The sequence below is a fragment of the Acerihabitans sp. genome, assembly GCF_036398755.1.
In the GTDB taxonomy this organism is placed as follows: domain Bacteria; phylum Pseudomonadota; class Gammaproteobacteria; order Enterobacterales; family Enterobacteriaceae; genus Acerihabitans.
This window is the reverse complement of sequence record NZ_DASWOM010000053.1, coordinates 1-20,618: the sequence shown is the minus strand read 5'-3', so window position 1 is coordinate 20,618 and position 20,618 is coordinate 1. Positions and strand designations below refer to the sequence as shown.

Annotated in this window: 17 protein-coding genes, 1 tRNA gene and 1 pseudogene; 13 read left to right on the top strand and 6 right to left on the bottom strand. The window is 56.5% G+C overall.

The window, feature by feature from the left end; genetic code table 11:
- Nucleotides 1-42: 42 nt before the first annotated feature.
- The 5 genes and pseudogenes from VGC33_RS09215 to yjfF all read left to right on the top strand — a co-directional run.
- Nucleotides 43-118, top strand: a tRNA-Trp gene (locus VGC33_RS09215).
- A gap of 695 nt (nt 119-813) precedes the next feature.
- Entirely contained in the window at nt 814-1,770 is a 957-nt protein-coding gene (gene ytfQ, locus VGC33_RS09210) for a galactofuranose ABC transporter, galactofuranose-binding protein YtfQ (RefSeq protein WP_331120448.1), read from the top strand.
- Between the two features lie 253 nt (nt 1,771-2,023).
- Complete coding sequence (gene ytfR, locus VGC33_RS09205; RefSeq protein WP_331120449.1) at nt 2,024-3,526, top strand: galactofuranose ABC transporter, ATP-binding protein YtfR; 1,503 nt, start codon at nt 2,024-2,026, stop codon at nt 3,524-3,526.
- Between the two features lie 13 nt (nt 3,527-3,539).
- Entirely contained in the window at nt 3,540-4,556 is a 1,017-nt protein-coding gene (gene ytfT, locus VGC33_RS09200; protein WP_331120447.1) for a galactofuranose ABC transporter, ATP-binding protein YtfT, read from the top strand.
- Nucleotides 4,549-5,526, top strand: a pseudogene (gene yjfF, locus VGC33_RS09195) (galactofuranose ABC transporter, permease protein YjfF); the annotation flags it as partial. The gene ytfT and the pseudogene yjfF, both read left to right, overlap by 8 nt.
- Nucleotides 5,527-5,642: 116 nt before the next feature.
- Here yjfF and hdfR read toward each other — a convergent pair.
- A complete protein-coding gene (gene hdfR, locus VGC33_RS09190) occupies nt 5,643-6,461 on the bottom strand; it encodes an HTH-type transcriptional regulator HdfR (protein WP_331120446.1) in 819 nt (272 codons plus the stop codon).
- A gap of 120 nt (nt 6,462-6,581) precedes the next feature.
- On the opposite strand from hdfR, the gene maoP reads away from it, so the two are divergent.
- On the top strand, nt 6,582-6,920 hold the full coding sequence (maoP, locus tag VGC33_RS09185; protein WP_331120445.1) for a MaoP family protein: 339 nt from the start codon (nt 6,582-6,584) through the stop codon (nt 6,918-6,920).
- Between the two features lie 26 nt (nt 6,921-6,946).
- Here the strand turns inward: maoP and VGC33_RS09180 are convergent, their stop codons facing one another.
- The gene (locus VGC33_RS09180) at nt 6,947-8,470 is read right to left on the bottom strand and encodes a YifB family Mg chelatase-like AAA ATPase (protein WP_331120444.1); all 1,524 of its coding nucleotides are present in this window, start codon (nt 8,468-8,470) and stop codon (nt 6,947-6,949) included.
- A gap of 382 nt (nt 8,471-8,852) precedes the next feature.
- Here VGC33_RS09180 and ilvL point away from each other — a divergent pair, with 382 nt between their 5' ends.
- The 6 genes from ilvL (at nt 8,853) to ilvA (ending at nt 15,426) form a co-directional block, all read left to right on the top strand.
- On the top strand, nt 8,853-8,954 hold the full coding sequence (gene ilvL / locus VGC33_RS09175; protein ID WP_331120443.1) for an ilv operon leader peptide: 102 nt from the start codon (nt 8,853-8,855) through the stop codon (nt 8,952-8,954).
- 154 nt (nt 8,955-9,108) lie between these two features.
- Nucleotides 9,109-10,755 carry an acetolactate synthase 2 catalytic subunit gene (ilvG, locus tag VGC33_RS09170; protein ID WP_331120442.1) on the top strand — a complete coding sequence of 549 codons (1,647 nt, stop codon included), beginning with the start codon at nt 9,109-9,111 and terminating at the stop codon, nt 10,753-10,755.
- On the top strand, nt 10,752-11,009 hold the full coding sequence (gene ilvM / locus VGC33_RS09165; protein ID WP_331120441.1) for an acetolactate synthase 2 small subunit: 258 nt from the start codon (nt 10,752-10,754) through the stop codon (nt 11,007-11,009). The genes ilvG and ilvM overlap by 4 nt, the downstream gene beginning before the upstream one ends.
- Before the next feature lie 21 nt (nt 11,010-11,030).
- Nucleotides 11,031-11,960: a branched-chain-amino-acid transaminase gene (gene ilvE, locus VGC33_RS09160; RefSeq protein ID WP_331120440.1), complete on the top strand. Its 930-nt coding sequence runs from the start codon at nt 11,031-11,033 to the stop codon at nt 11,958-11,960.
- A 64-nt stretch (nt 11,961-12,024) separates the two neighbouring features.
- Nucleotides 12,025-13,875, top strand: a complete 1,851-nt coding sequence (gene ilvD / locus VGC33_RS09155; protein ID WP_331120439.1) for a dihydroxy-acid dehydratase — start codon at nt 12,025-12,027, stop codon at nt 13,873-13,875.
- A gap of 3 nt (nt 13,876-13,878) precedes the next feature.
- A complete protein-coding gene (gene ilvA, locus VGC33_RS09150; RefSeq protein WP_203524395.1) occupies nt 13,879-15,426 on the top strand; it encodes a threonine ammonia-lyase, biosynthetic in 1,548 nt (515 codons plus the stop codon).
- A gap of 107 nt (nt 15,427-15,533) precedes the next feature.
- Here the strand turns inward: ilvA and VGC33_RS09145 are convergent, their stop codons facing one another.
- Together VGC33_RS09145 and ilvY are read right to left on the bottom strand one after the other, a co-directional pair.
- Nucleotides 15,534-16,274 (bottom strand): leucine-rich repeat domain-containing protein, encoded by a 741-nt coding sequence (locus VGC33_RS09145; protein WP_203524394.1) that lies wholly within the window; start codon nt 16,272-16,274, stop codon nt 15,534-15,536.
- A 63-nt stretch (nt 16,275-16,337) separates the two neighbouring features.
- A complete protein-coding gene (gene ilvY, locus VGC33_RS09140) occupies nt 16,338-17,234 on the bottom strand; it encodes an HTH-type transcriptional activator IlvY (RefSeq protein WP_203524393.1) in 897 nt (298 codons plus the stop codon).
- Nucleotides 17,235-17,457: 223 nt separating this feature from the next.
- On the opposite strand from ilvY, the gene ilvC reads away from it, so the two are divergent.
- On the top strand, nt 17,458-18,936 hold the full coding sequence (ilvC, locus tag VGC33_RS09135) for a ketol-acid reductoisomerase (RefSeq protein WP_203524392.1): 1,479 nt from the start codon (nt 17,458-17,460) through the stop codon (nt 18,934-18,936).
- A 212-nt stretch (nt 18,937-19,148) separates the two neighbouring features.
- Here the strand turns inward: ilvC and VGC33_RS09130 are convergent, their stop codons facing one another.
- Together VGC33_RS09130 and VGC33_RS09125 are read right to left on the bottom strand one after the other, a co-directional pair.
- Nucleotides 19,149-19,787, bottom strand: a complete 639-nt coding sequence (locus tag VGC33_RS09130; RefSeq protein ID WP_203524391.1) for a nitroreductase family protein — start codon at nt 19,785-19,787, stop codon at nt 19,149-19,151.
- Nucleotides 19,788-20,240: 453 nt separating this feature from the next.
- Nucleotides 20,241-20,429, bottom strand: coding sequence for a hypothetical protein (locus VGC33_RS09125; protein ID WP_331120438.1), 189 nt, complete (start codon nt 20,427-20,429; stop codon nt 20,241-20,243).
- Nucleotides 20,430-20,618 lie beyond the last annotated feature (189 nt).

Sequence of the window (20,618 nt, the reverse complement as noted above, 5' to 3'; positions counted from 1 at the left end):
GGGGTCGCGGGTTCGAGTCCCGTCCGCACCGCCACCCTATTTAGGGGCGTAGTTCAATTGGTAGAGCACCGGTCTCCAAAACCGGGTGTTGGGAGTTCGAGTCTCTCCGCCCCTGCCAGATAAAAAAAAAGCCCTTCGCTTATGCGAGGGGTTTTTTTTGGCCTTTAGCACTGTAAACGCAGTGCAGTTATTCCCCGATGATGGGACCAATGTGCGTGTAAACGCGCATGGTATGTTCTATTTCACTCAACACCGCAGCCGTGGATTATATTTCGGGGATGTTTTTCATAAGCGGTAATGCAATGAAATTCATTGCAAAAACGGACTTTCGTTGGCCAAATACATGCGGTGGGAAATAATCCGGCGTGAATGATCGGAAACCTTGGCGGTAAATATAGGCAGAATTATCCATATAAAATAATTGATTTGACCATGGTGTTTACAGTTTAAAAAGACATAGCCGATAACTTGCCTTGTTTGCCGGTAACAAATACGCATATTTCATAAATTGGATAATGTGAGAATGCCAGCAGATTTATGCATAGTCCAGCCTGTGTTACGGGTAAAGTATAAAAATAGGATTTAAGGTAATTACTTATTATTAAAGCAATTATGGTCTCATTCATTATTGCGCTGGACAAAAATATATCCATAAGCTACAGATTTAAATAAAGAAGTTGTTGCGAATCCCGGCTCTTATTTATCAAAAGTGTGATGTGGTCCGATATAAAAAAGCGTTTTTTTGTTTAGTTTTATTATTGCTATCGAACTAATGATACCAGCACAATTTATGATTATAAGAGGATGATGACTATGTGGAAGCGTTTACTTTTAGTGTCCGCCATTTCTGTCGCCATGTCTTCCGTGGCTTTTGCCGAGTCGTTGACCGTCGGGTTTTCGCAAGTGGGTTCTGAGTCTGGCTGGCGCGCGGCGGAGACGTCGGTGGCGAAAACCGAAGCCCAGAAGCGCGGCATTACCTTAAAAATTGCCGACGGACAGCAAAAACAAGAAAACCAGATCAAAGCCGTTCGTTCATTTATTGCCCAAGGGGTTGACGCCATTTTTATCGCGCCGGTAGTGCAAACCGGCTGGGAGCCGGTGCTGCAGGAAGCCAAAAGCGCCAAGATCCCGGTATTTCTGCTCGACCGGGCCATTAAAGTCAAAGATGATTCCCTCTATTTAACGGTGGTTACCGCCGATAATGTGCTGGAAGGCCAATTGATTGGCGACTGGCTGGTCAAGACGGTCGGCGACAAACCCTGTAATGTAGTGGAACTGCAGGGCACCGTAGGCGCAAGCGTCGCCATCGACCGTAAAAAAGGCTTCGCCGACGCTATTGCCAAGTCGCATAACATCAAGATCATTCGTTCCCAGTCCGGCGACTTTACCCGCAGCAAAGGTAAAGAAGTCATGGAAAGCTTCATCAAGGCCGAGAATAACGGCAAGAACATCTGCATGGTATTTGCCCATAACGATGATATGGCGATCGGCGCCATCCAGGCCATTAAAGAAGCCGGCCTGAAACCGGGTAAAGACATTCTTACCGGCTCCATCGACGGCGTTCCGGATATCTATAAAGCCATGCTGGCGGGTGAAGCCAACGCCAATGTCGAGTTAACGCCGAATATGGCCGGACCGGCGTTTGACGCCCTGGCGAAATATAAACAAGACGGCACCAAGCCCACCAAGATTATCAAGACCGAAAGCAGACTGTTTTTACCGGCCGATGCCCAAGCACAGCTGGATAAGAAAAACGGCATGGGTTACTGAGTCACGGTAGATAAATACGCAGTACATGCAGCCCTTGGGTTGGGGTTTAGGCATCAAGACTCCAACCGCCAGGGCGCATCTCCAGCCTGTTGTTGACATGCACTCCCGGCGCATCTGCAACTGATGAAGAGAATCAATGTCCTTTACCCCAAAGATGTCCGTTAACCTTCAGTCCCGACGCCCGCGGTCGGTTGGGTAACGGTACTGGCAGATTGTTTATCCGGCTACGTCTTAAGGAGCACTTACCGTGAGTATTATCGCGAGCCATGATGATGTATTACTCAGCATTACCGGCCTGAGCAAAACCTTTCCCGGCGTAAAAGCGTTGAACAATGTGTCGTTAACCCTCAATCGCGGCGAAATCATGGGATTGCTGGGCGAGAATGGCGCCGGGAAATCTACCCTTATCAAGGCATTAACGGGCGTTTACCAACGTGATGGCGGTACGGTAAACCTGGATGGGCAAGATATCCATCCAAGGAATACCGCTCACGCCCAAGAGCTGGGCATCGGCACCGTTTACCAGGAAGTCAATCTGCTGCCGAATCTGTCGGTGGCGGATAATTTGTTTATCGGGCGCGAACCGCGCCGGTTTGGTTTTATCGATCGTAAAGAGGTTAATCGCCGGGCGGCGATATTACTGGCCGGATATGGTTTTGCGCTGGATGTGACGGAACCGTTGGGCCATTTTTCCGTGGCGATGCAGCAGATCGTGGCTATTTGCCGCGCGGTGGATTTGTCGGCTAAGGTGTTGATCCTTGATGAACCGACCGCCAGTCTGGATGCCAACGAGGTCGAGATGCTGTTTACCATTATGCGCCAGCTGCGCGACCGGGGCATCAGCCTTATCTTCGTCACCCACTTTCTCGATCAGGTCTATAAAATTACCGATCGCATTACCGTTTTGCGCAACGGTGAATTTGTCGGCACCCGTGATACCCGCGATCTCCCCCATATTGAACTTATCAAAATGATGCTGGGCCGTGAACTGGGCGAGCATGCCTTGCAACGCGCCGGCCGTACTCTGCATAGCGAAAAGCCCGTCGCGGCCTTTGCCGGCTACGGCAAGAAAGGCACGATCGCCCCCTTTGACCTGGAAGTCAGGCCGGGCGAAATCGTGGGCCTTGCCGGTTTGCTGGGCTCCGGGCGCACCGAAACCGCCGAAGTCATTTTCGGCATTCGCCCGGCGGATTCCGGTACCGCCTGGATCAAAGGCACCCAGCGGACGATCCGCTCGCCAAACCAGGCCGGCAAGCTGGGGCTGGGCTTCTGTCCGGAAGACCGTAAAACGGACGGTATTATCGCCGCCGCCTCGGTGCGGGAAAATATCATCCTGGCCCTGCAGGTGCAGCGCGGATGGCTGCGGCCCATTTCACGCAAGGAACAAAATAATATCGCCGAGCGTTTTATCCGCCAATTGGATATCCGCACCCCCAGCGCCGAGCAACCGATCGAGTTCCTGTCCGGCGGCAACCAGCAAAAGGTATTGCTGTCGCGCTGGCTGCTGACCAAGCCGCAGTTCCTGATCCTGGATGAGCCTACCCGGGGTATCGACGTGGGCGCCCATGCGGAGATCATCCGTTTAATTGAATCCTTGTGCGCGGATGGACTGGCCCTGTTGGTTATCTCATCAGAACTCGAGGAACTGGTGGGCTATGCCGACCGGGTCGTTATTCTGCGCGATCGGCAACATATCGCGGACATTCCCCTCGATAAGTTATCGGTTAGCGCCATTATGAACGCCATTGCCGCCTAAGGAGCGTGACTGTATGTCTGGTTCAACGTCATCCGAAACTAAAGTCGTTATCGCCAAACGCTGGCCGGCGGGGATGCCGCAGCTGGCCGCGTTGGTGGTGGTATTAGTGGTTGACAGTATCGTCGCCAATAATTTTTTCTCAATCCATATCCAGGACGGACGGTTGTTTGGCAGTCTTATCGATATCTTGAATCGCTGTGCGCCGGTGGCCCTGCTGTCGATCGGCATGACGCTGGTTATCGCCACCGGCGGCATCGACCTGTCGGTGGGCGCCGTCATGGCCATTGCCGGCGCGGTGACCGCGACGTTAACCGTACAGGGTTACAGCCTGCCGGTTATCATCCTGGCCACCCTGGGCGTGGGCGTGCTCTCGGGCTTATGGAACGGCGTCCTGGTGGCGCTGCTGAAAATACAGCCCTTCGTGGCGACGCTTATCCTGATGGTGGCCGGACGCGGCGTGGCGCAACTGGTGACCGAAGGACAGATCATCACATTCAACAATCCGTCGTTGTCCTGGATCGGCAGCGGTTCCCTGTTCTATTTCCCGGTACCGGTGTTTATTACCCTGATCACGCTGGTACTGGTCTGGCTGCTGACGCGTAAAACCGCCCTGGGATTGTTTATCGAGGCGGTGGGCATCAATATCCGCGCGGCCAAGAACGCCGGGGTGAAGACAAGGGTTATCGTGATGTCCACGTACATTCTGAGCGGATTATGCGCCGCCGTCGCCGGATTGATTGTCACCGCCGACATCCGGGGCGCCGATGCCAACAACGCCGGACTGTGGCTGGAGCTGGACGCCATCCTGGCGGTGGTGATCGGCGGGGCTTCGCTGATGGGCGGGCGTTTTAACCTGTTGCTGTCGATCCTGGGAGCGCTGATTATCCAGGGAATGAATACCGGCATATTGCTGTCCGGCTTTCAGCCGGAGCTTAACCAGGTGGTGAAAGCCGTGGTGGTGCTGTGCGTGCTGGTCATGCAGTCCCCGAGCTTTATCGCCTTTATTCGCAGGAGCCGACGCCATGCTTAAACGTAACCTCCCCCTGGTCATCACCATCGCGGTATTTATTCTCGGTTATCTGTTTTGCCTGAGCCGGTTTCCGGGCTTTGCCTCTACCCGGGTGATTTGCAATATCCTGACCGATAACGCTTTTCTGGGTATTATCGCCGTCGGCATGACCTTTGTGATTATCTCCGGCGGCATCGATCTTTCCGTGGGATCGGTTATCGCGTTTACCGGCGTGTTCCTGGCGCGTGTTATCGGTGATTATCATATGTCGCCATTGCTGGCGTTTCCGCTGGTGTTGATCATGGGCTGCGGATTCGGCGCCTTTATGGGCTGGCTTATCGATACGCTGAAGATCCCGGCGTTTATCATTACCCTGGCCGGCATGTTTTTCCTGCGCGGCGCCAGTTACCTGGTATCGGAAGAATCCCTGCCCATCGATCATCCGATTTATGAAACCCTCTCGGGCCTCGCCTGGCAGATGCCCGGCGGCGGACGCCTCAGCGCCATGGGCGTGCTGATGCTGCTGGTCATGGTGTTCGGGATATTGCTGGCGCGCTACACGCAGTTCGGCAACCAGGTGTACGCCATCGGCGGCAATGCGACCGCCGCCAACCTGATGGGGGTGTCGACCCGCAGCACCCAGATTCGAATCTATATGCTTTCCACCGGGCTGGCGACCCTGGCGGGCATTGTGTTTTCAATTTACACCTCGGCCGGCTACGCGCTGGCCGGCATGGGCGTGGAACTCGACGCCATCGCCTCGGTGGTGATCGGCGGCACGCTTTTGAGCGGCGGCATCGGCACGGTGTTCGGAACCTTGTTCGGCGTGATGATCCAGGGACTTATCCAGACCTATATCAACTTTGACGGTACCCTGAGCTCCTGGTGGACCAAAATCGTCATAGGCATCCTGCTGTTTGCGTTTATCACCCTGCAGCGGCTGCTGAACTCGCTGTGGGAAAATAAGCAAAATGCCAAGGTCACCAGTATCCCCCGCACCGGTATCCCCGCGCAAAGCCAGCAGGAGGCTCATAATGCCCCCGCGGCCGGCTACCCGGGGGATGGCTCGTCCTGATGCCCGCCAGTGACGTGACGGGCCTCACAGGCTTAAATCACCGGTGTTTTCAAGAGCTGCCGAATCTGGGTGCGCTGATCGCTGTTTTGCAGCCATACGGCATACAGCGGCCTGACCAGGGGCGGCATGTCGGCGATGACGGTCAGTTCGGGATATAACTCGGCCCAGAGGCTCGGTAAAAATACGCACGCCCCGGTGGCGGGCAGCAGGCTGCGGGCCAACAGGGCCGAGGTGGTGCTCATGACCGGCAGCGGATTATTCACCAGCAGCCGGCTTTCGTGGGTATGGAAATCGGCTCCCCATTCCAGCCGGATATAAGGCCTTTCCCCGGTCTCGGGCGGCGCCGAGGCGGCGAACAGCGATAGCGAAAAATTCCCCAGCAGCTGGCAGGTCAGCTCCTCCATTTTTGGCGCTTCGGTGCTTATCAGCAAATCCAGCTGACGCTCGTGCAGCTGGTTTACCAGCGCGTGCCGCAGCGCAATGCGGGCCTCTATCTGCAGGGTGGGCCGCTGCTGATATAACAACTGCAGCCATTGGCCCAGCCAGGCCTCCCACAGCGAGGCGGTGGCGCCAATCGACAACAGGCTATACTGAGGCGAGCGGGCCACCTCTTTTTTGGCCAGTTGCCAGGTGGACATCAGGCTTTCCGCATAGGGCAGCAGGCTCTCTCCCGCCGGCGTCAGGCGGATATTATTACGGTGCCGGGTAAACAAACTGACCCCCAGCTGTGTTTCCAATTGGCGGATGCGAAAGCTTACCGCCGACTGCGTCAGATAAAGCGCTTCCGCGGCGCGACCAAAGTGGCGCGTCCTGCTCACTTCCAAAAAGGTTTTCAGTAATTCCGTGTCCACGCCCATCTCCAAAAATTTTTATCGTAACGATTTAAATGTTTTGTTTTACAGAAAGTCAAGCCTATCTAATACTCCGCGCCATAAACAGTACGGCTTATGAAAGGATGGGGAGCGCTTAAGATGGCGGACAGCTTTTCTAGTACCAATCGTTATTTTGATAACAAAAACTACCCGCGCGGGTTTTCCCGGCATGGTCATTTCACTATTCGGGAGGCACAGCTGCTGGAGCGTTATGGGCATGCCTACAACGATCTGGACAGCGGCAAGCGCGAGCCGGTTACCGATGAAGAGAAACAATTTGTTGCGGTATGCCAGGGCCAGCGCGAACCTTCCACCGAACACGAAAAAGTGTGGTTCAAATATATCGAGCACATTCGTCGTCCCAAACGCTTCCACACCTTATCCGGCGGCAAACCGCAGATGGACGTGGTGGAAGACTATACCGACAGCGAAGATTAATACCGGCATGGGGCTGTGACCCCGTGTTATTCCCTGTTCCGCCAAAGCTGTTGCAGCAGGCGATCGATACTGCGATAGCTTACGGCCTCCGCCAGATGATCGCGCTGTATTTCCGGCGCACCCGCCAAATCCGCCAGCGTACGGGCAACCTTGAGCGTACGGTGCCATGCGCGTACCGACAGTTCCAGTTTTTCCATGACCTCTTCCAGGAATACCGCATCCTCTTCGGCAAGACGGCAATATAACGCCACTTCCTGGTTATTGAGGTGGGCATTGATTTTTTGGCCGCGCCGCAGCTGGATATCCCGCGCCGCCTGCACCCTGGCGCGCACCGTGGCGCTGGTCTCGCCCCCCGCATGTTGTCGCCGCAGCATGCCCGGCGGCAACAGCGGCACCTCGATGGACAGGTCAAAACGATCCAGGAAGGGGCCGGACAACCGGTTAAGGTAACGCAGTGTCTGGGCGAGGCCGCTGCGGCTATGAATGCCCTGGTGGTCGCCGGACGGGCTGGGGTTCATGGCGCCCACCAATTGGAAACGCGCCGGGTATTGTACCTTGGCCTGGGCGCGGGAGATAACGATTTCACCCGCCTCCAGCGGTTCGCGCAGCGCGTCCAGCACCCGGCGCTGAAACTCCGGCAGCTCATCGAGAAACAACACGCCGTTATGGGCGAGGGAGATCTCGCCGGGGCGGGGGTGGGATCCGCCGCCGACCAGCGCCGCCATTGAGGCGCTGTGATGCGGGGCGCGAAATGGCCTTTGTCGCCAATGCAGTCGCGCGGCCTCCACATTCATCAGGCTTAACAGCGCGGCGGTCTCCACGGCTTCCGTATCGCTTAACGGCGGCATCAATCCGGGCAGCCGGCTGGCCAGCATGGTTTTGCCGGTGCCCGGCGGGCCGATAAGCAGCAGGTTATGCCCGCCTGCGGCGGCTATCTCCAGCGCGCGCTTGGCCTGCTGCTGGCCGTTAATATCGCTGAGATCGGCATCGTCATGCGCCGGCGGCGGCACGTCCTGCCCGGGCACGGTTCCCAGCTCGGCGGCGCCCTGCAAAAAGTCGCACACCTCGCGTAAATGTCCGGCAACCAGCACGCGGCTATCCGGTATCAGGGCCGCCTCGCCGCGATTATGGCGGGAGAGGATCAGACGCCGCTCCGCCCGCTGTGCGGCCAGCGCCGCCGGAATGGCGCCCTGCACCGGCCGCAGTTCGCCGGACAGCGCCAGTTCGCCGAGAAATTCATGATCCGCGAGCTGGCCCCCGGCAATTTGCCCCGACGCGGCCAGGATCGCCAGCGCGATAGGTAAATCATAGCGTCCGCCCTGCTTTGGCAAATCGGCCGGCGCCAGGCTGACGGTTATCCGCCTGGCGGGAAAATCGAAGCCGTTGTTCAGCAGCGCGCTGCGCACCCGATCGCGCGCGCCCTTGGTGGTGGCGTCCGGCAACCCCACCAGGGTAAAGCCGGGCAGACCTTTGCTGATATGGGCTTCCACCGATATCAACGGCGCCTGGACGCCGATTGACGCACGGGTATAAATTAACGCAAGGGACATGCCCACCCTCCATCCCGGTCCTGGATAACGAACCCCTTGTGACGGTAACGGTCCCTATCATGCCCGCTTTACGCATTCAGCCCAGGAGCACATTGCCGGCCTGCGGCACGCATCGTAAAAATTTCCCAGGATTCGCCATTATTCACACCCACCGCGCGGCGGCGGCCCAGAGTTGATTCCGCGCCCGCAACGCCGCATGGCGCCGGGAAACGCGCGAAAAATGAAAAAAATTCATGACACATCAAATTATTGAAAATTAGTCTATTTACACTTTTACCGCGCCGCCGCCCTCTGCAAAAGTGATAAAAAAGATTGTCATAACCCCATTTACTGTGATAACTCTGTAGGCATTCATTCGACCAGAAGTAATGAAACCCTATTTATGAAAGCGTTTGCCCAAGTGATAAGCCTAGTCGTGATTAGCGTGGTGGTGATTATTATCCCACCGTGCGGGGCTGCACTTGGACGAAGAAAAGCTTATTAAACAAGCTTAAATCTCAAGAAGACCCCCGCACCGAAAGGACGGGGGTTTTTTTTTGGCAGATTTTTATGGCAAACAAGACGCACTACGATAAGGAACAGAAAATGATTAACAGCATAAAATCCTGTTCTCAGCGCAGACAGGCGGGGAACTAACTATGAACGGTGCTCAGTGGGTAGTGTCGGCGTTGCGCGCACAGGGTGTGGATATGGTTTTCGGCTATCCCGGCGGCGCCATCATGCCGGTATACGATGCGCTCTATGACGGCGGGGTGGAACATCTCCTATGCCGGCATGAACAGGGCGCGGCCATGGCGGCGATTGGCTACGCACGAGCCACCGGTAAAGTCGGCGTCTGCATCGCCACCTCCGGACCCGGAGCCACCAATCTGATCACCGGTCTGGCGGACGCCCTGCTGGATTCCGTGCCGCTGGTGGCCATCACCGGCCAGGTCGGCTCGGCGCTTATCGGCACCGACGCGTTCCAGGAAATCGACGTTCTCGGGCTGTCCCTGGCCTGTACCAAGCACAGCTTCCTGGTGGAAAGCCTGGACGAACTGCCGGCCATTATGGCGGAAGCTTTCGCCATCGCCACCACCGGGCGGCCGGGTCCGGTATTAATCGATATCCCCAAGGATATCCAGCTGGCTTGCGGCGAACTGAGTCCGCACCTGGTCGCCATGGATGACCAGAGCGGGGTTATCCAGGGTGACGTGGCGGCGGCCCGCGATCTGCTGCGCCTGGCGCGCAAACCGATGTTATATATCGGCGGCGGCGTCGGCATGGCGCGCGCGGTGCCGGCGCTGCGGGATTTCATCCAGCGCACCGGCATACCGAGCGTGGCGACCCTGAAAGGCCTGGGCGCGCCGGACCGGGATGACCCCTGTTATCTGGGCATGCTGGGCATGCACGGCAACCAGGCGGCCAATCTGGCGGTGCAGTCCTGCGATCTGCTGATGGCGGTCGGCGCGCGCTTTGACGACCGGGTCACCGGTAAGTTGAATACCTTTGCGCCCCATGCCAAGGTGATCCATTTGGATATCGATCCGGCGGAGCTGGGTAAATTGCGCCAGCCCCACGTAGCGTTGCAAGGCGATTTGAACCGGCTGTTTCCCGCCCTGGCGCAGGAATTGTCCCTTGACGACTGGCGGCGTGAAACCCAGGCGCTGAAGGTGGAATACCGCTGGCGCTATGATCATCCGGGCGAGGCTATTTATGCGCCGGCGCTGTTGAAAGCGCTGTCCGGGCGCGCGCCGGACAATACCGTGGTCACCACCGACGTTGGCCAGCATCAGATGTGGGCCGCCCAGCATATGAGCTTTAGCCGCCCGGAAAACTTCATCACCTCCAGCGGCCTGGGCACCATGGGTTTCGGCGTGCCGGCGGCGGTTGGCGCCCAGGTGGCGCGTCCGAATGATACCGTGGTCTGTGTTTCCGGCGACGGTTCATTTATGATGAATGTTCAGGAGCTGACCACCATCAAGCGAAAACGGCTGCCGCTGAAAATCGTCTTGATGGACAATCAGCGATTAGGTATGGTCCGACAGTGGCAGCAATTGTTTTTTGACGGACGTTACAGTGAAACCACCCTGACAGATAACCCCGATTTTCTCATCCTGGCCAGCGCGTTTGATATCCCCGGCCAGCGAATTACCCGTAAAGACCAGATTGATGCCGCCCTTGAGGCCATGTTTACCCACCAGGGCCCCTACCTGCTGCATGTCTCCATCGACGAGAACGAAAATGTCTGGCCACTGGTGCCGCCCGGCGCCGGCAATGAAACCATGCTGGAGAAATTATCATGATGCAACATCAGCTTTCCATTGAGGCGCGTTCCCGCCCGGAAATCCTCGAGCGCGTCCTGCGCGTGGTGCGCCACCGCGGATTCCGGGTTTGCGCGTTAAATATGATCCCGCAGGCCAACCCCGAATGTATAAATATTCAAATGACTGTTGCAAGCCTTCGCCCGGTCGATTTACTGTCTTCACAATTAAGTAAACTAATGGATGTCGCCTGTGTCGAGATCCTGCAATTGACATCACAACAAATACGCGCCTAAGGCACGAGTAAGGAAAAGAAAATGACGACGAAGAAAGCTGATTTTATTTGGTTCAACGGCGAGATGGTTCCATGGGGGGAGGCCAAGGTTCATGTCATGTCCCATGCGCTGCATTATGGATCGTCAGTCTTCGAAGGTGTCCGTTGCTACGACTCGCATAAAGGCCCGGTGGTATTCCGCCATCGTGAACATATGCAACGCCTGCACGATTCGGCAAAAATTTACCGTATGCCGGTAAGCCACAGCGTCGATGACCTGATGGACGCCTGCCGCGCGGTGCTGCGCAAGAATAAACTGGTCAGCGCCTATATCCGTCCGCTGGTGTTTGTCGGCGACGTGGGCATGGGCGTTAACCCGCCGGCCGGTTATACCACCGATGTGATTATCGCCGCGTTCCCCTGGGGCGCCTACCTGGGCGAGGATGCGCTGGATCAGGGCATCGACGCCATGGTCTCGTCATGGAACCGCGTGGCGGCCAATACCATCCCGACCGCGGCCAAGGCCGGCGGCAACTATCTCTCCTCCATGCTGGTGGGCAGCGAAGCCCGCCGCCACGGCTATCAGGAAGGCATCGCGCTGGATGTTCACGGCTATGTTTCCGAAGGCGCGGGCGAAAACCTGTTTGAAGTGAAGGAAGGCATCCTGTTTACGCCGCCGTTCACCTCGTCCGCCCTGCCCGGAATTACCCGCGACGCCATTATCAAGCTGGCGAAAGATCGTGGTCTGGAAGTGCGCGAACAGGTATTGTCGCGTGAATCGTTGTACCTTGCCGACGAAGTGTTTATGTCCGGCACCGCGGCGGAAATCACCCCGGTGCGCAGCGTTGACGGCATCCAGGTGGGCATCGGCCGCTGCGGTCCGGTGACCAAGCAGCTGCAGCAGGCGTTTTTTGGCCTGTTCACCGGCGAGACCGAAGATAAATGGGGCTGGCTGGACCCGGTCAATAATTAAAATAAGTGGTTTTTAACAGCAGGCGGGTCAACCGCCCGCCAAAAGATTAACTGGAGTATTGAGCATGCCAAAGTATCGTTCCGCTACCACCACCCACGGCCGCAACATGGCCGGCGCCCGTGCCCTATGGCGCGCCACCGGCATGACCGATGATGATTTCGACAAGCCGATTATCGCCGTGGTCAACTCCTTTACCCAATTTGTGCCGGGGCATGTGCACCTGCGCGACTTGGGTAAACTGGTTGCCGAGCAGATTGAAGCCTCCGGCGGCGTGGCGAAAGAATTCAATACCATCGCGGTGGACGACGGTATCGCCATGGGACACGGCGGCATGCTGTACTCCCTGCCGTCGCGCGAGCTGATTGCCGACTCGGTGGAGTATATGGTCAACGCCCACTGCGCCGACGCCATGGTCTGTATCTCCAACTGCGATAAAATCACCCCGGGGATGCTGATGGCGTCGCTGCGCCTGAATATCCCGGTGATCTTTGTCTCCGGCGGTCCGATGGAGGCCGGCAAGACCAAGCTGTCCGATCAGATCATCAAGCTCGATTTGATCGACGCCATGATCCAGGGCGCCAATCCCAACGTCTCCGATGCCGACAGCGAACAGATAGAACGTTCCGCCTGTCCCACCTGCGGCTCCTGTTCCGGTATGTTTACCGCCAACTCCATGAACTGCCTGACCGAGGCCCTGGGCCTGTCCCAGCCGGGCAACGGCTCGCTGCTGGCGACCCATGCCGACAGGCGCCAGCTGTTCCTTAACGCCGGCAAGCGCATCGTCGAGCTGACCAAGCGTTATTATGAACAGGATGATGAGAGCGCGCTGCCGCGCAGCATTGCCTGTAAGGCGTCGTTTGAAAACGCCATGACGCTGGATATCGCCATGGGCGGCTCCACCAATACCGTTCTGCATCTGCTGGCGGCGGCGCAGGAAGGAGAAGTGGATTTCACCATGGCCGATATCGACCGGTTATCGCGCCGGGTGCCGCATTTGTGCAAAGTGGCGCCGAGCACGCAGAAATACCATATGGAAGACGTCCACCGCGCCGGCGGCGTCTGGGGCATCCTGGGCGAATTGGATCGCGCCGGCCTGCTGAACCGCGAGGTGGGCAATATCCTCGGGATGAAACTGCCGGAAACCTTGCAGCAATATGACGTGATGCTGACCGAAGACGCGGAAGTGAGAAGCATGTATTCCGCCGGACCGGCCGGCATCCGCACCACCAAGGCTTTCTCCCAGGATTGCCGCTGGCCGTCCCTGGATACCGATCGCCAGGACGGCTGTATTCGCTCGCGTGAGTTCGCCTATAGCCAGGACGGCGGGCTGGCGACGCTGTACGGCAATATCGCCGTAGACGGCTGTATCGTCAAAACCGCCGGCGTGGATAAGGGCAGCCTGATCTTCAGCGGCCCGGCTAAAGTGTATGAAAGCCAGGAAGCGGCTTCCGAGGCCATCCTGGGCGGTAAAGTGGTGGCCGGCGACGTGGTGGTCATCCGTTACGAAGGACCCAAAGGCGGGCCGGGCATGCAGGAAATGCTGTATCCCACCACCTATCTGAAATCCATGGGCCTGGGCAAACAGTGCGCGCTGATTACCGACGGCCGGTTTTCCGGCGGCACCTCCGGGCTGTCCATCGGCCATGTTTCACCTGAAGCCGCCAGCGGCGGGCTGATTGGCCTGGTAAACGACGGTGATATCATCGCCATCAATATCCATGAGCGCAGTATCGCCCTGGACGTGGCGGACAGCGAGCTGGCTGCCCGGCGCGAATCCGAGCTGGCGCGCGGCGATGCCGCCTGGCACCCCCATGGCCGCGAGCGTCAGGTGTCGTTTGCCCTGCGAGCCTATGCCCTGCTCGCCACAAGCGCCGATAAAGGCGCGGTGCGCGATAAAAGCAAGCTGGGAGGCTAAGCCATGGCAGACTCACAACCGCTTCCCGCCGCGCCGTGCGCCGCGGAGTATCTTCGCGCCACGCTGCGCTCGCCGGTATATGAAGTGGCTCAGGTCACGCCGCTGCAGCACATGGACAAGCTGTCGGCGCGTCTTGGCAATAACGTGTTGGTCAAACGGGAAGACCGGCAGCCGGTGCACAGCTTTAAGCTGCGCGGCGCCTACGCCATGATATCCGGCCTGACCGAAGAGCAGAAAGCCCACGGGGTGGTGACCGCCTCGGCGGGCAACCATGCCCAGGGGGTGGCGCTATCGGCCACCAAATTGGGCATCAAGTCCCTGATCGTCATGCCGGTGGCGACGGCGGACATCAAAGTGGACGCGGTGCGCAGCTTCGGCGGCGAGGCCCTGCTCTACGGCGCCAATTTTGACGAAGCCAAAGCTAAAGCCATCGAACTCTCCCGGGAATTCAATTATACCTTTGTGCCGCCGTTCGACCATCCGGCGGTGATCGCCGGGCAGGGCACGCTGGCCATGGAGCTGTTGCAACAGGATGCCCATCTGGATCGCATTTTTGTGCCGGTGGGCGGCGGGGGTCTGGCCGCCGGCGTCGCGGTGCTGATTAAGCACCTGATGCCGCAAATCCAGGTCATCGGCGTCGAGGCGGAGGAGTCCGCCTGCCTTAAGGCGGCGCTGGATGCCGGCGAACCGGTGGATTTGCCCCGGGTGGGCGGCTTCGCCGAAGGGGTGGCGGTACGGCGTATCGGCGACGAGACCTTCCGTTTATGCCGTGCATATCTTGACGATGTGGTGACGGTTGACAGCGATGCCATCTGCGCGGCGGTAAAAGATATTTTCGAGGATGTCCGCGCCATCGCGGAACCGGCGGGGGCGCTGGCGCTGGCGGGTATGAAGAAGTATATCCAGCAGCATAATATCCGCGGCGAGCGGCTGGCGCATATCCTGTCAGGCGCCAATGTGAATTTTCACGGGCTGCGGTATGTCTCGGAGCGCTGCGAACTGGGAGAGCAACGGGAAGCCCTGATGGCGGTCACCATTCCGGAACAAAAGGGCAGCTTCCTGAAGTTCTGCCAGCTCTTGGGCGGCAGGGCGGTGACCGAATTCAACTACCGTTATGCCGATGCGGATAATGCCTGTATTTTTGTCGGTATCCGCCTGACCCGAGGCCATGCGGAACGGGACGAAATCCTGGCCGAACTTACCGCCGGCGGTTATCAGGTGGTGGATCTGTCCGATGACGAAATGGCCAAACTGCACGTGCGCTATATGGTAGGGGGCCGTCCCTCCAAGCCATTGCGCGAGCGCCTCTACAGCTTTGAGTTCCCGGAATCGCCCGGGGCGCTGTTGAAATTCCTGCAAACCCTCGGCACCCACTGGAATATTTCCCTGTTTCACTATCGCAGTCACGGCACCGATTACGGCCGGGTCATGGCGGGGTTTGAACTGTCCGATCGGGAGCCGGAATTTGACAAGCACTTGTCGGCGCTGGGTTACGAATGTCATAACGAAAGCCAAAACCCGGCGTTTCGGTTTTTTCTGCAGGGTTCGTGAGAAATAGAATCAATTTCTTTGACCTATGATATGGGCCTGCGCGGCAGGCCCGAAGGTAGCAGACGTAAGTTGAGTGAGTGATTCAACCTTCTTTCAATACTGTGGTTTTAATCTCGGCGGGAACTAAAAATAGACATCAGCAGAGAGTCGTCTGCATAAAATTCCTTCAAGTCTAACGGTGACCCGTAAGATTTAAATTCAGGGCGAGATCCACTGACAAACAATTTATGTAACCCCTGTTGCAGTTCTGTCGGCAGTCGAGTCAGTCTAGGATTTTCTCTTAGATCCAAAATTCGCAAAGTAGGCGTCAATTCACCATGGAAAAGGATCAAATTGTTATTGTGCGCATAAAATTCGATAAGAAATAAAGGCAGTATCGGTATTTCTTCCAGTAGGTTGTTGCTGACATTAAGCATTTTCAGCGCCGGGGGTAAATCACCCGTCAGGACTTCAAGATGATTATAGCTGACATCGAGTGATTGTAATTCAAATTGAAACTTCATATCCGGAAGAAATGTAAGCTGATTATTACTGGCGTTAAGCTTAATAAGGGTAGGCGCCAAAGCTGGGGTTATTTCGCTGAGTTGATTATTGTGGATATCCAATACTGTGATTGCTTTGGGCAGTACAGGCGGGAGGCTGGTCAAACCAAGGCCGCTGAGGTCTAGCTCATTACTATTATAACGCTCGCATTCAATCATACGTTGTAACGCGATGGACCTTTCTTCCCCCATTCCCGGTATCGCACTGTTTTTCCAGTTTTCCCATAGGATATAGGGTAAATCTACAAAATCGGAATAGTATAGGATCACTGTTCCAGAAGATAAGTTTGGGCAGAAATTTATCATTAAGTGTCTCCGTTATAAACGCAGAAGATAATACGTTTACATTTATAACGTGACTTAAACCTTCTATATAAATGACCGTTCCAGGCGCTGCCAGAACGCATCGATAAGCGGTTCCTGTAATCTTTTGATTTGTACGCAGACTCCCAGCTCCAGCGGCGCCACCGGTGTGCCGTGTTCGATAATTTGCACGCGGTTGCGCACCGGCTCAGGGCTATTGTCCACCACCACTGATGGAATCAATGCGATGCCGCAGCCCAGCGCCACCATGGAAACAATGGCTTCGTGACCGGCCACGGTGGCATAAATCTGCGGGGTTGAGATATGGTTGCTGCGAAACCAGTGATCGATGCGGCGGCGCGCCGGACCGTGTTCCGGTAAAATAAACGGCGTGCTGGACCAATCAGGGGTCTCCGCCAGCGCCTGGGCTCGCACCGGACAGGGCAGCGCAGGGGCGATAAGGATCATCGGAATCTGGCCGATGGGAGCGAAATCGATGCTGGCGGGCAGGATCTCCGGATGGCCGGCGATGCCTAGATCCGCATCGTTGGACTGTACTTTTTCCACCGCATCGGCGGGGTCGCCGGTGGTGAGTTTGATCTCTACCAGCGGATGCTCGGCGCGGAAACGATCGAGAATTGGCGGTAGATGGCTGTATGCGGCGGTCACAGAGCAAAACAGGCGTAATTCCCCGCTCAGAGACGGGCCGTGCTGGCCCAGGCGGTGTGATAACTGTTGATATTGCAGCAGCGTTTGCTGGGCGAAGATTTTCAATTGCTCGCCGGCATCGGTAAGCTGCACGGTACGATTATCGCGTAAAAACAGGGTGCGGCCTACGTCCTCCTCCAGCCGCTGAATCTGCCGGGACAGCGTGGACGGACTAACATGGGTCGCTTTGGCGGTGCGGCCGAAATGGCGACTTTCCGCCAAATGAAGGAATAATTTCAGATCCCTGAGATCCATAAAGGAGTCGCCTTGATATCATTGCACAATCTGCAACATGAGATTGTTAATATATCAATTTCAGCAACGTGATGCATGCTTTATAGTGGGCACCATATCGATCCCGCACAACGCTCCCGCCGGGCCCATGATCACTACACCCGGTTGGAAAACGCCAACTGAATTCGGCGGGCCGTTGCCGGGAACTCATACCCTATAGATGTCATAGATACGGAGTAGCAAGATGGCCAATTATTTCAATAGCTTAAACCTGCGCCAGCAACTGGAGCAGTTGGGTAAATGCCGCTTTATGGGCCGGGATGAATTCGCGGATGAAGCGGGTTATCTGAAAGGCAAGAAAGTGGTGATTGTCGGCTGCGGCGCACAGGGGCTTAATCAAGGCCTGAATATGCGTGATTCCGGTCTGGATATCTCCTATGCCCTGCGCCAGGCCGCCATCGACGAGAAACGTCCCTCATGGCGTAAAGCCACGGAAAACGGCTTTAAAGTGGGAACCTATGAAGAGCTGATTCCCCAGGCGGATCTGGTGGTGAACCTGACGCCGGACAAACAGCACTCCTATGTGGTGAAAGCGGTGCAGCCGCTGATGAAAAAAGGCGCGGCGCTGGGCTATTCCCATGGCTTCAATATCGTCGAAGTGGGCGAACAGATCCGTAAAGATATCACCGTCATCATGGTGGCGCCGAAATGTCCGGGCACCGAAGTGCGTGAAGAATACAAACGCGGTTTCGGCGTGCCGACCCTGATTGCCGTCCATCCGGAAAACGATCCCCAGGGCGAAGGCATGGCCTTGGCCAAAGCCTGGGCCGCCGCCACCGGCGGTCATCGCGCCGGGGTGCTGGAGTCCTCGTTTGTCGCCGAAGTGAAATCGGACCTGATGGGCGAACAGACCATCCTGTGCGGCATGCTGCAGGTGGGTTCACTGCTGTGCTACGACAAGCTGGTGGCCGACGGCGCCGATCCCGCTTATGCCGGCAAGCTGGTGCAATTCGGTTGGGAAACCACCACCGAAGCCTTGAAGCAGGGCGGCATCACCCTGATGCTGGATCGCCTGTCCAACAGCGCCAAACTGCGTGCCTTTGCGTTGTCCGAACAGTTGAAAACCCTGATGAAGCCGCTGTTTGAAAAGCACATGGACGACATCATCAGCGGCGCGTTCTCCAGCGGCATGATGGCCGACTGGGCCAATGACGACATCAAACTGCTGACCTGGCGTGAAGAAACCGGCGCCACGGCGTTTGAAAACGCCCCGGTATATGAAGGCAAAATCAGCGAACAGGAATACTTCGATAATGGCGTGCTGATGATCGCCATGGCGAAAGCCGGCGTCGAGCTGGCTTTCGAAACCATGACCCGTTCAGGGATTATCGCTGAATCGGCCTATTACGAATCCCTGCATGAGCTGCCGCTGATCGCCAATACCGTGGCCCGCAAGCGCCTGTATGAGATGAACGTGGTGATTTCCGACACCGCCGAATACGGCAACTATCTGTTCGCCAACGCCGCCATTCCACTGCTGAAAGAGACATTCATGTCCGGCCTGCAGCCGGGGGATCTGGGCAAGCCGGCCGCCGCCGCTGAAGTCGACAACGCGCAGCTGCGTGATGTGAACGAGGCTATCCGTCAGCATCCCATTGAGGTTATCGGAGCCACCCTGCGCGGCTATATGAAAGACATGAAGCGCATTGCGGTAGCGAACTGAGTTTGGTTCCGCGCCGTTGCCGGCGCGGACGGGTTGGTTTTCCTGCAAATAATTAGACTGTCAGGAAAACTTCAATAAGGCGTACACGTAACGTCTTATTGTCATCGCCTTGCACAAATACATGTTCGCCGACAGTATTACACAGCGAGAAAGCCTATACACGAGCTGACAGCAGACGAACTTCAATGCCCAAAAATTCAGGAATGTCCGGTTCATTTTATTTCCGTGACGAAGCTATCGCGGCTGCGCCGGACTTTTTTCAAGTTCACCAGCCAATCACCTTCGGACGCCCGATAACCCAGCGGCAGAATAACAACGCTACGCAGGTTCTTCGATTTCAAACCGAGGATCTCATCCACCGCCGCCGGATCAAATCCTTCCATCGGCGTCGCGTCAACCTCTTCGAACGCCGCGGCAATCAAGGCAGCGCCCAGGCCGATGTATGCTTGCCGCGCGGCGGCCTGATAGTTAGCTTCCTTTCCCCGAGCGGCGACGATACCCAGCAACTGCTGGCGATAATTTTCCCAACCCTCGTTTTTGAAACCCCGGACGTCATTGGTGAGGTCAAACATCATATTGACGCGGTCTGGAGTGATGTCGTCCCAGGCGGCAAATACCAGCAGGTGCGAACAATCGGTAATTTGCGCCTGGTCCCACGCTACGGTCCGAATCTTTGCGCGAACATCCGCATTGCTCACGACAAACAGCTCAAAGGGTTGCAGCCCGCTTGAAGTCGGCGCCAGCCGCACAGCTTCAACAATACGTTCGAGCTTTTCCGCAGGGACGGTTTTCGTCGCATCGTACTTCTTGGTTGCATAGCGCCAGGCCAGTCTTTCATTTAAGGTCGTCATTAGGTTTCTCATCAGATGTTATTTGCAGCACGCAGCGTCAGCGGCCGTTGCGTAGTGTTTTGGTTTACTCCGTGGAACCGGCTTATATTCGGGTGACTCATGAGGCTCAAATAAAAATACTATACGATTAGCATCCGTAACCTGTTATCGATTATGGCTCTTGCGTCCTTTATGGGGTGTTAACTTTCGAGGCGGCATAACAGTAGGTCGTTGCTGCCAATAGGCTCAGCAATGAGTGAGGGGCTGATAGGCCATCGTTAGGCGTTAACGTAATGTCTCGGACCGGTTTTTTCAGGGGCTGATCACGGTGTGATGTTCATTAATGTATGCTATGTGATACATTAACGTCGATAGGATTCCCTATAGAATGCAAATGGCGGTTTTGCACCCTGGTCTGGAGCAACCGTCCCCATCTGTCCGGGGGAAATATCCTGGAATGCCCCCCACAGTTTATTATCGGGATACGGGATACGGGATACGGGGAATGAACTCCAAGGCCGGATCAATGGCAAATCCGTCCCTGGCCCAGTCTGCGGTATAGGTGAACTGATAACGTTCCGTTCCCCTGGATGCGTACACGTCCAGTTGGCCCACCAGGCGCTCGTTGCCCTGCCAGTGAATGACGACGTTAATAGACTTCATCCTTGTCTCCTGGTACGGATGCGGACGGGTAACTGTTCATCCATTAAATGTCGCTACCGATGTAATTATGACCCACCTACCAATGTAAATCTGACCCACCTGGGGTAACAATGGCAGCTTTAAGAAGCTGCCCATGCTGACATTGGAGTTACGAGTGGAGATCGCAGTTCTTTTACGTCAGGGCATGTC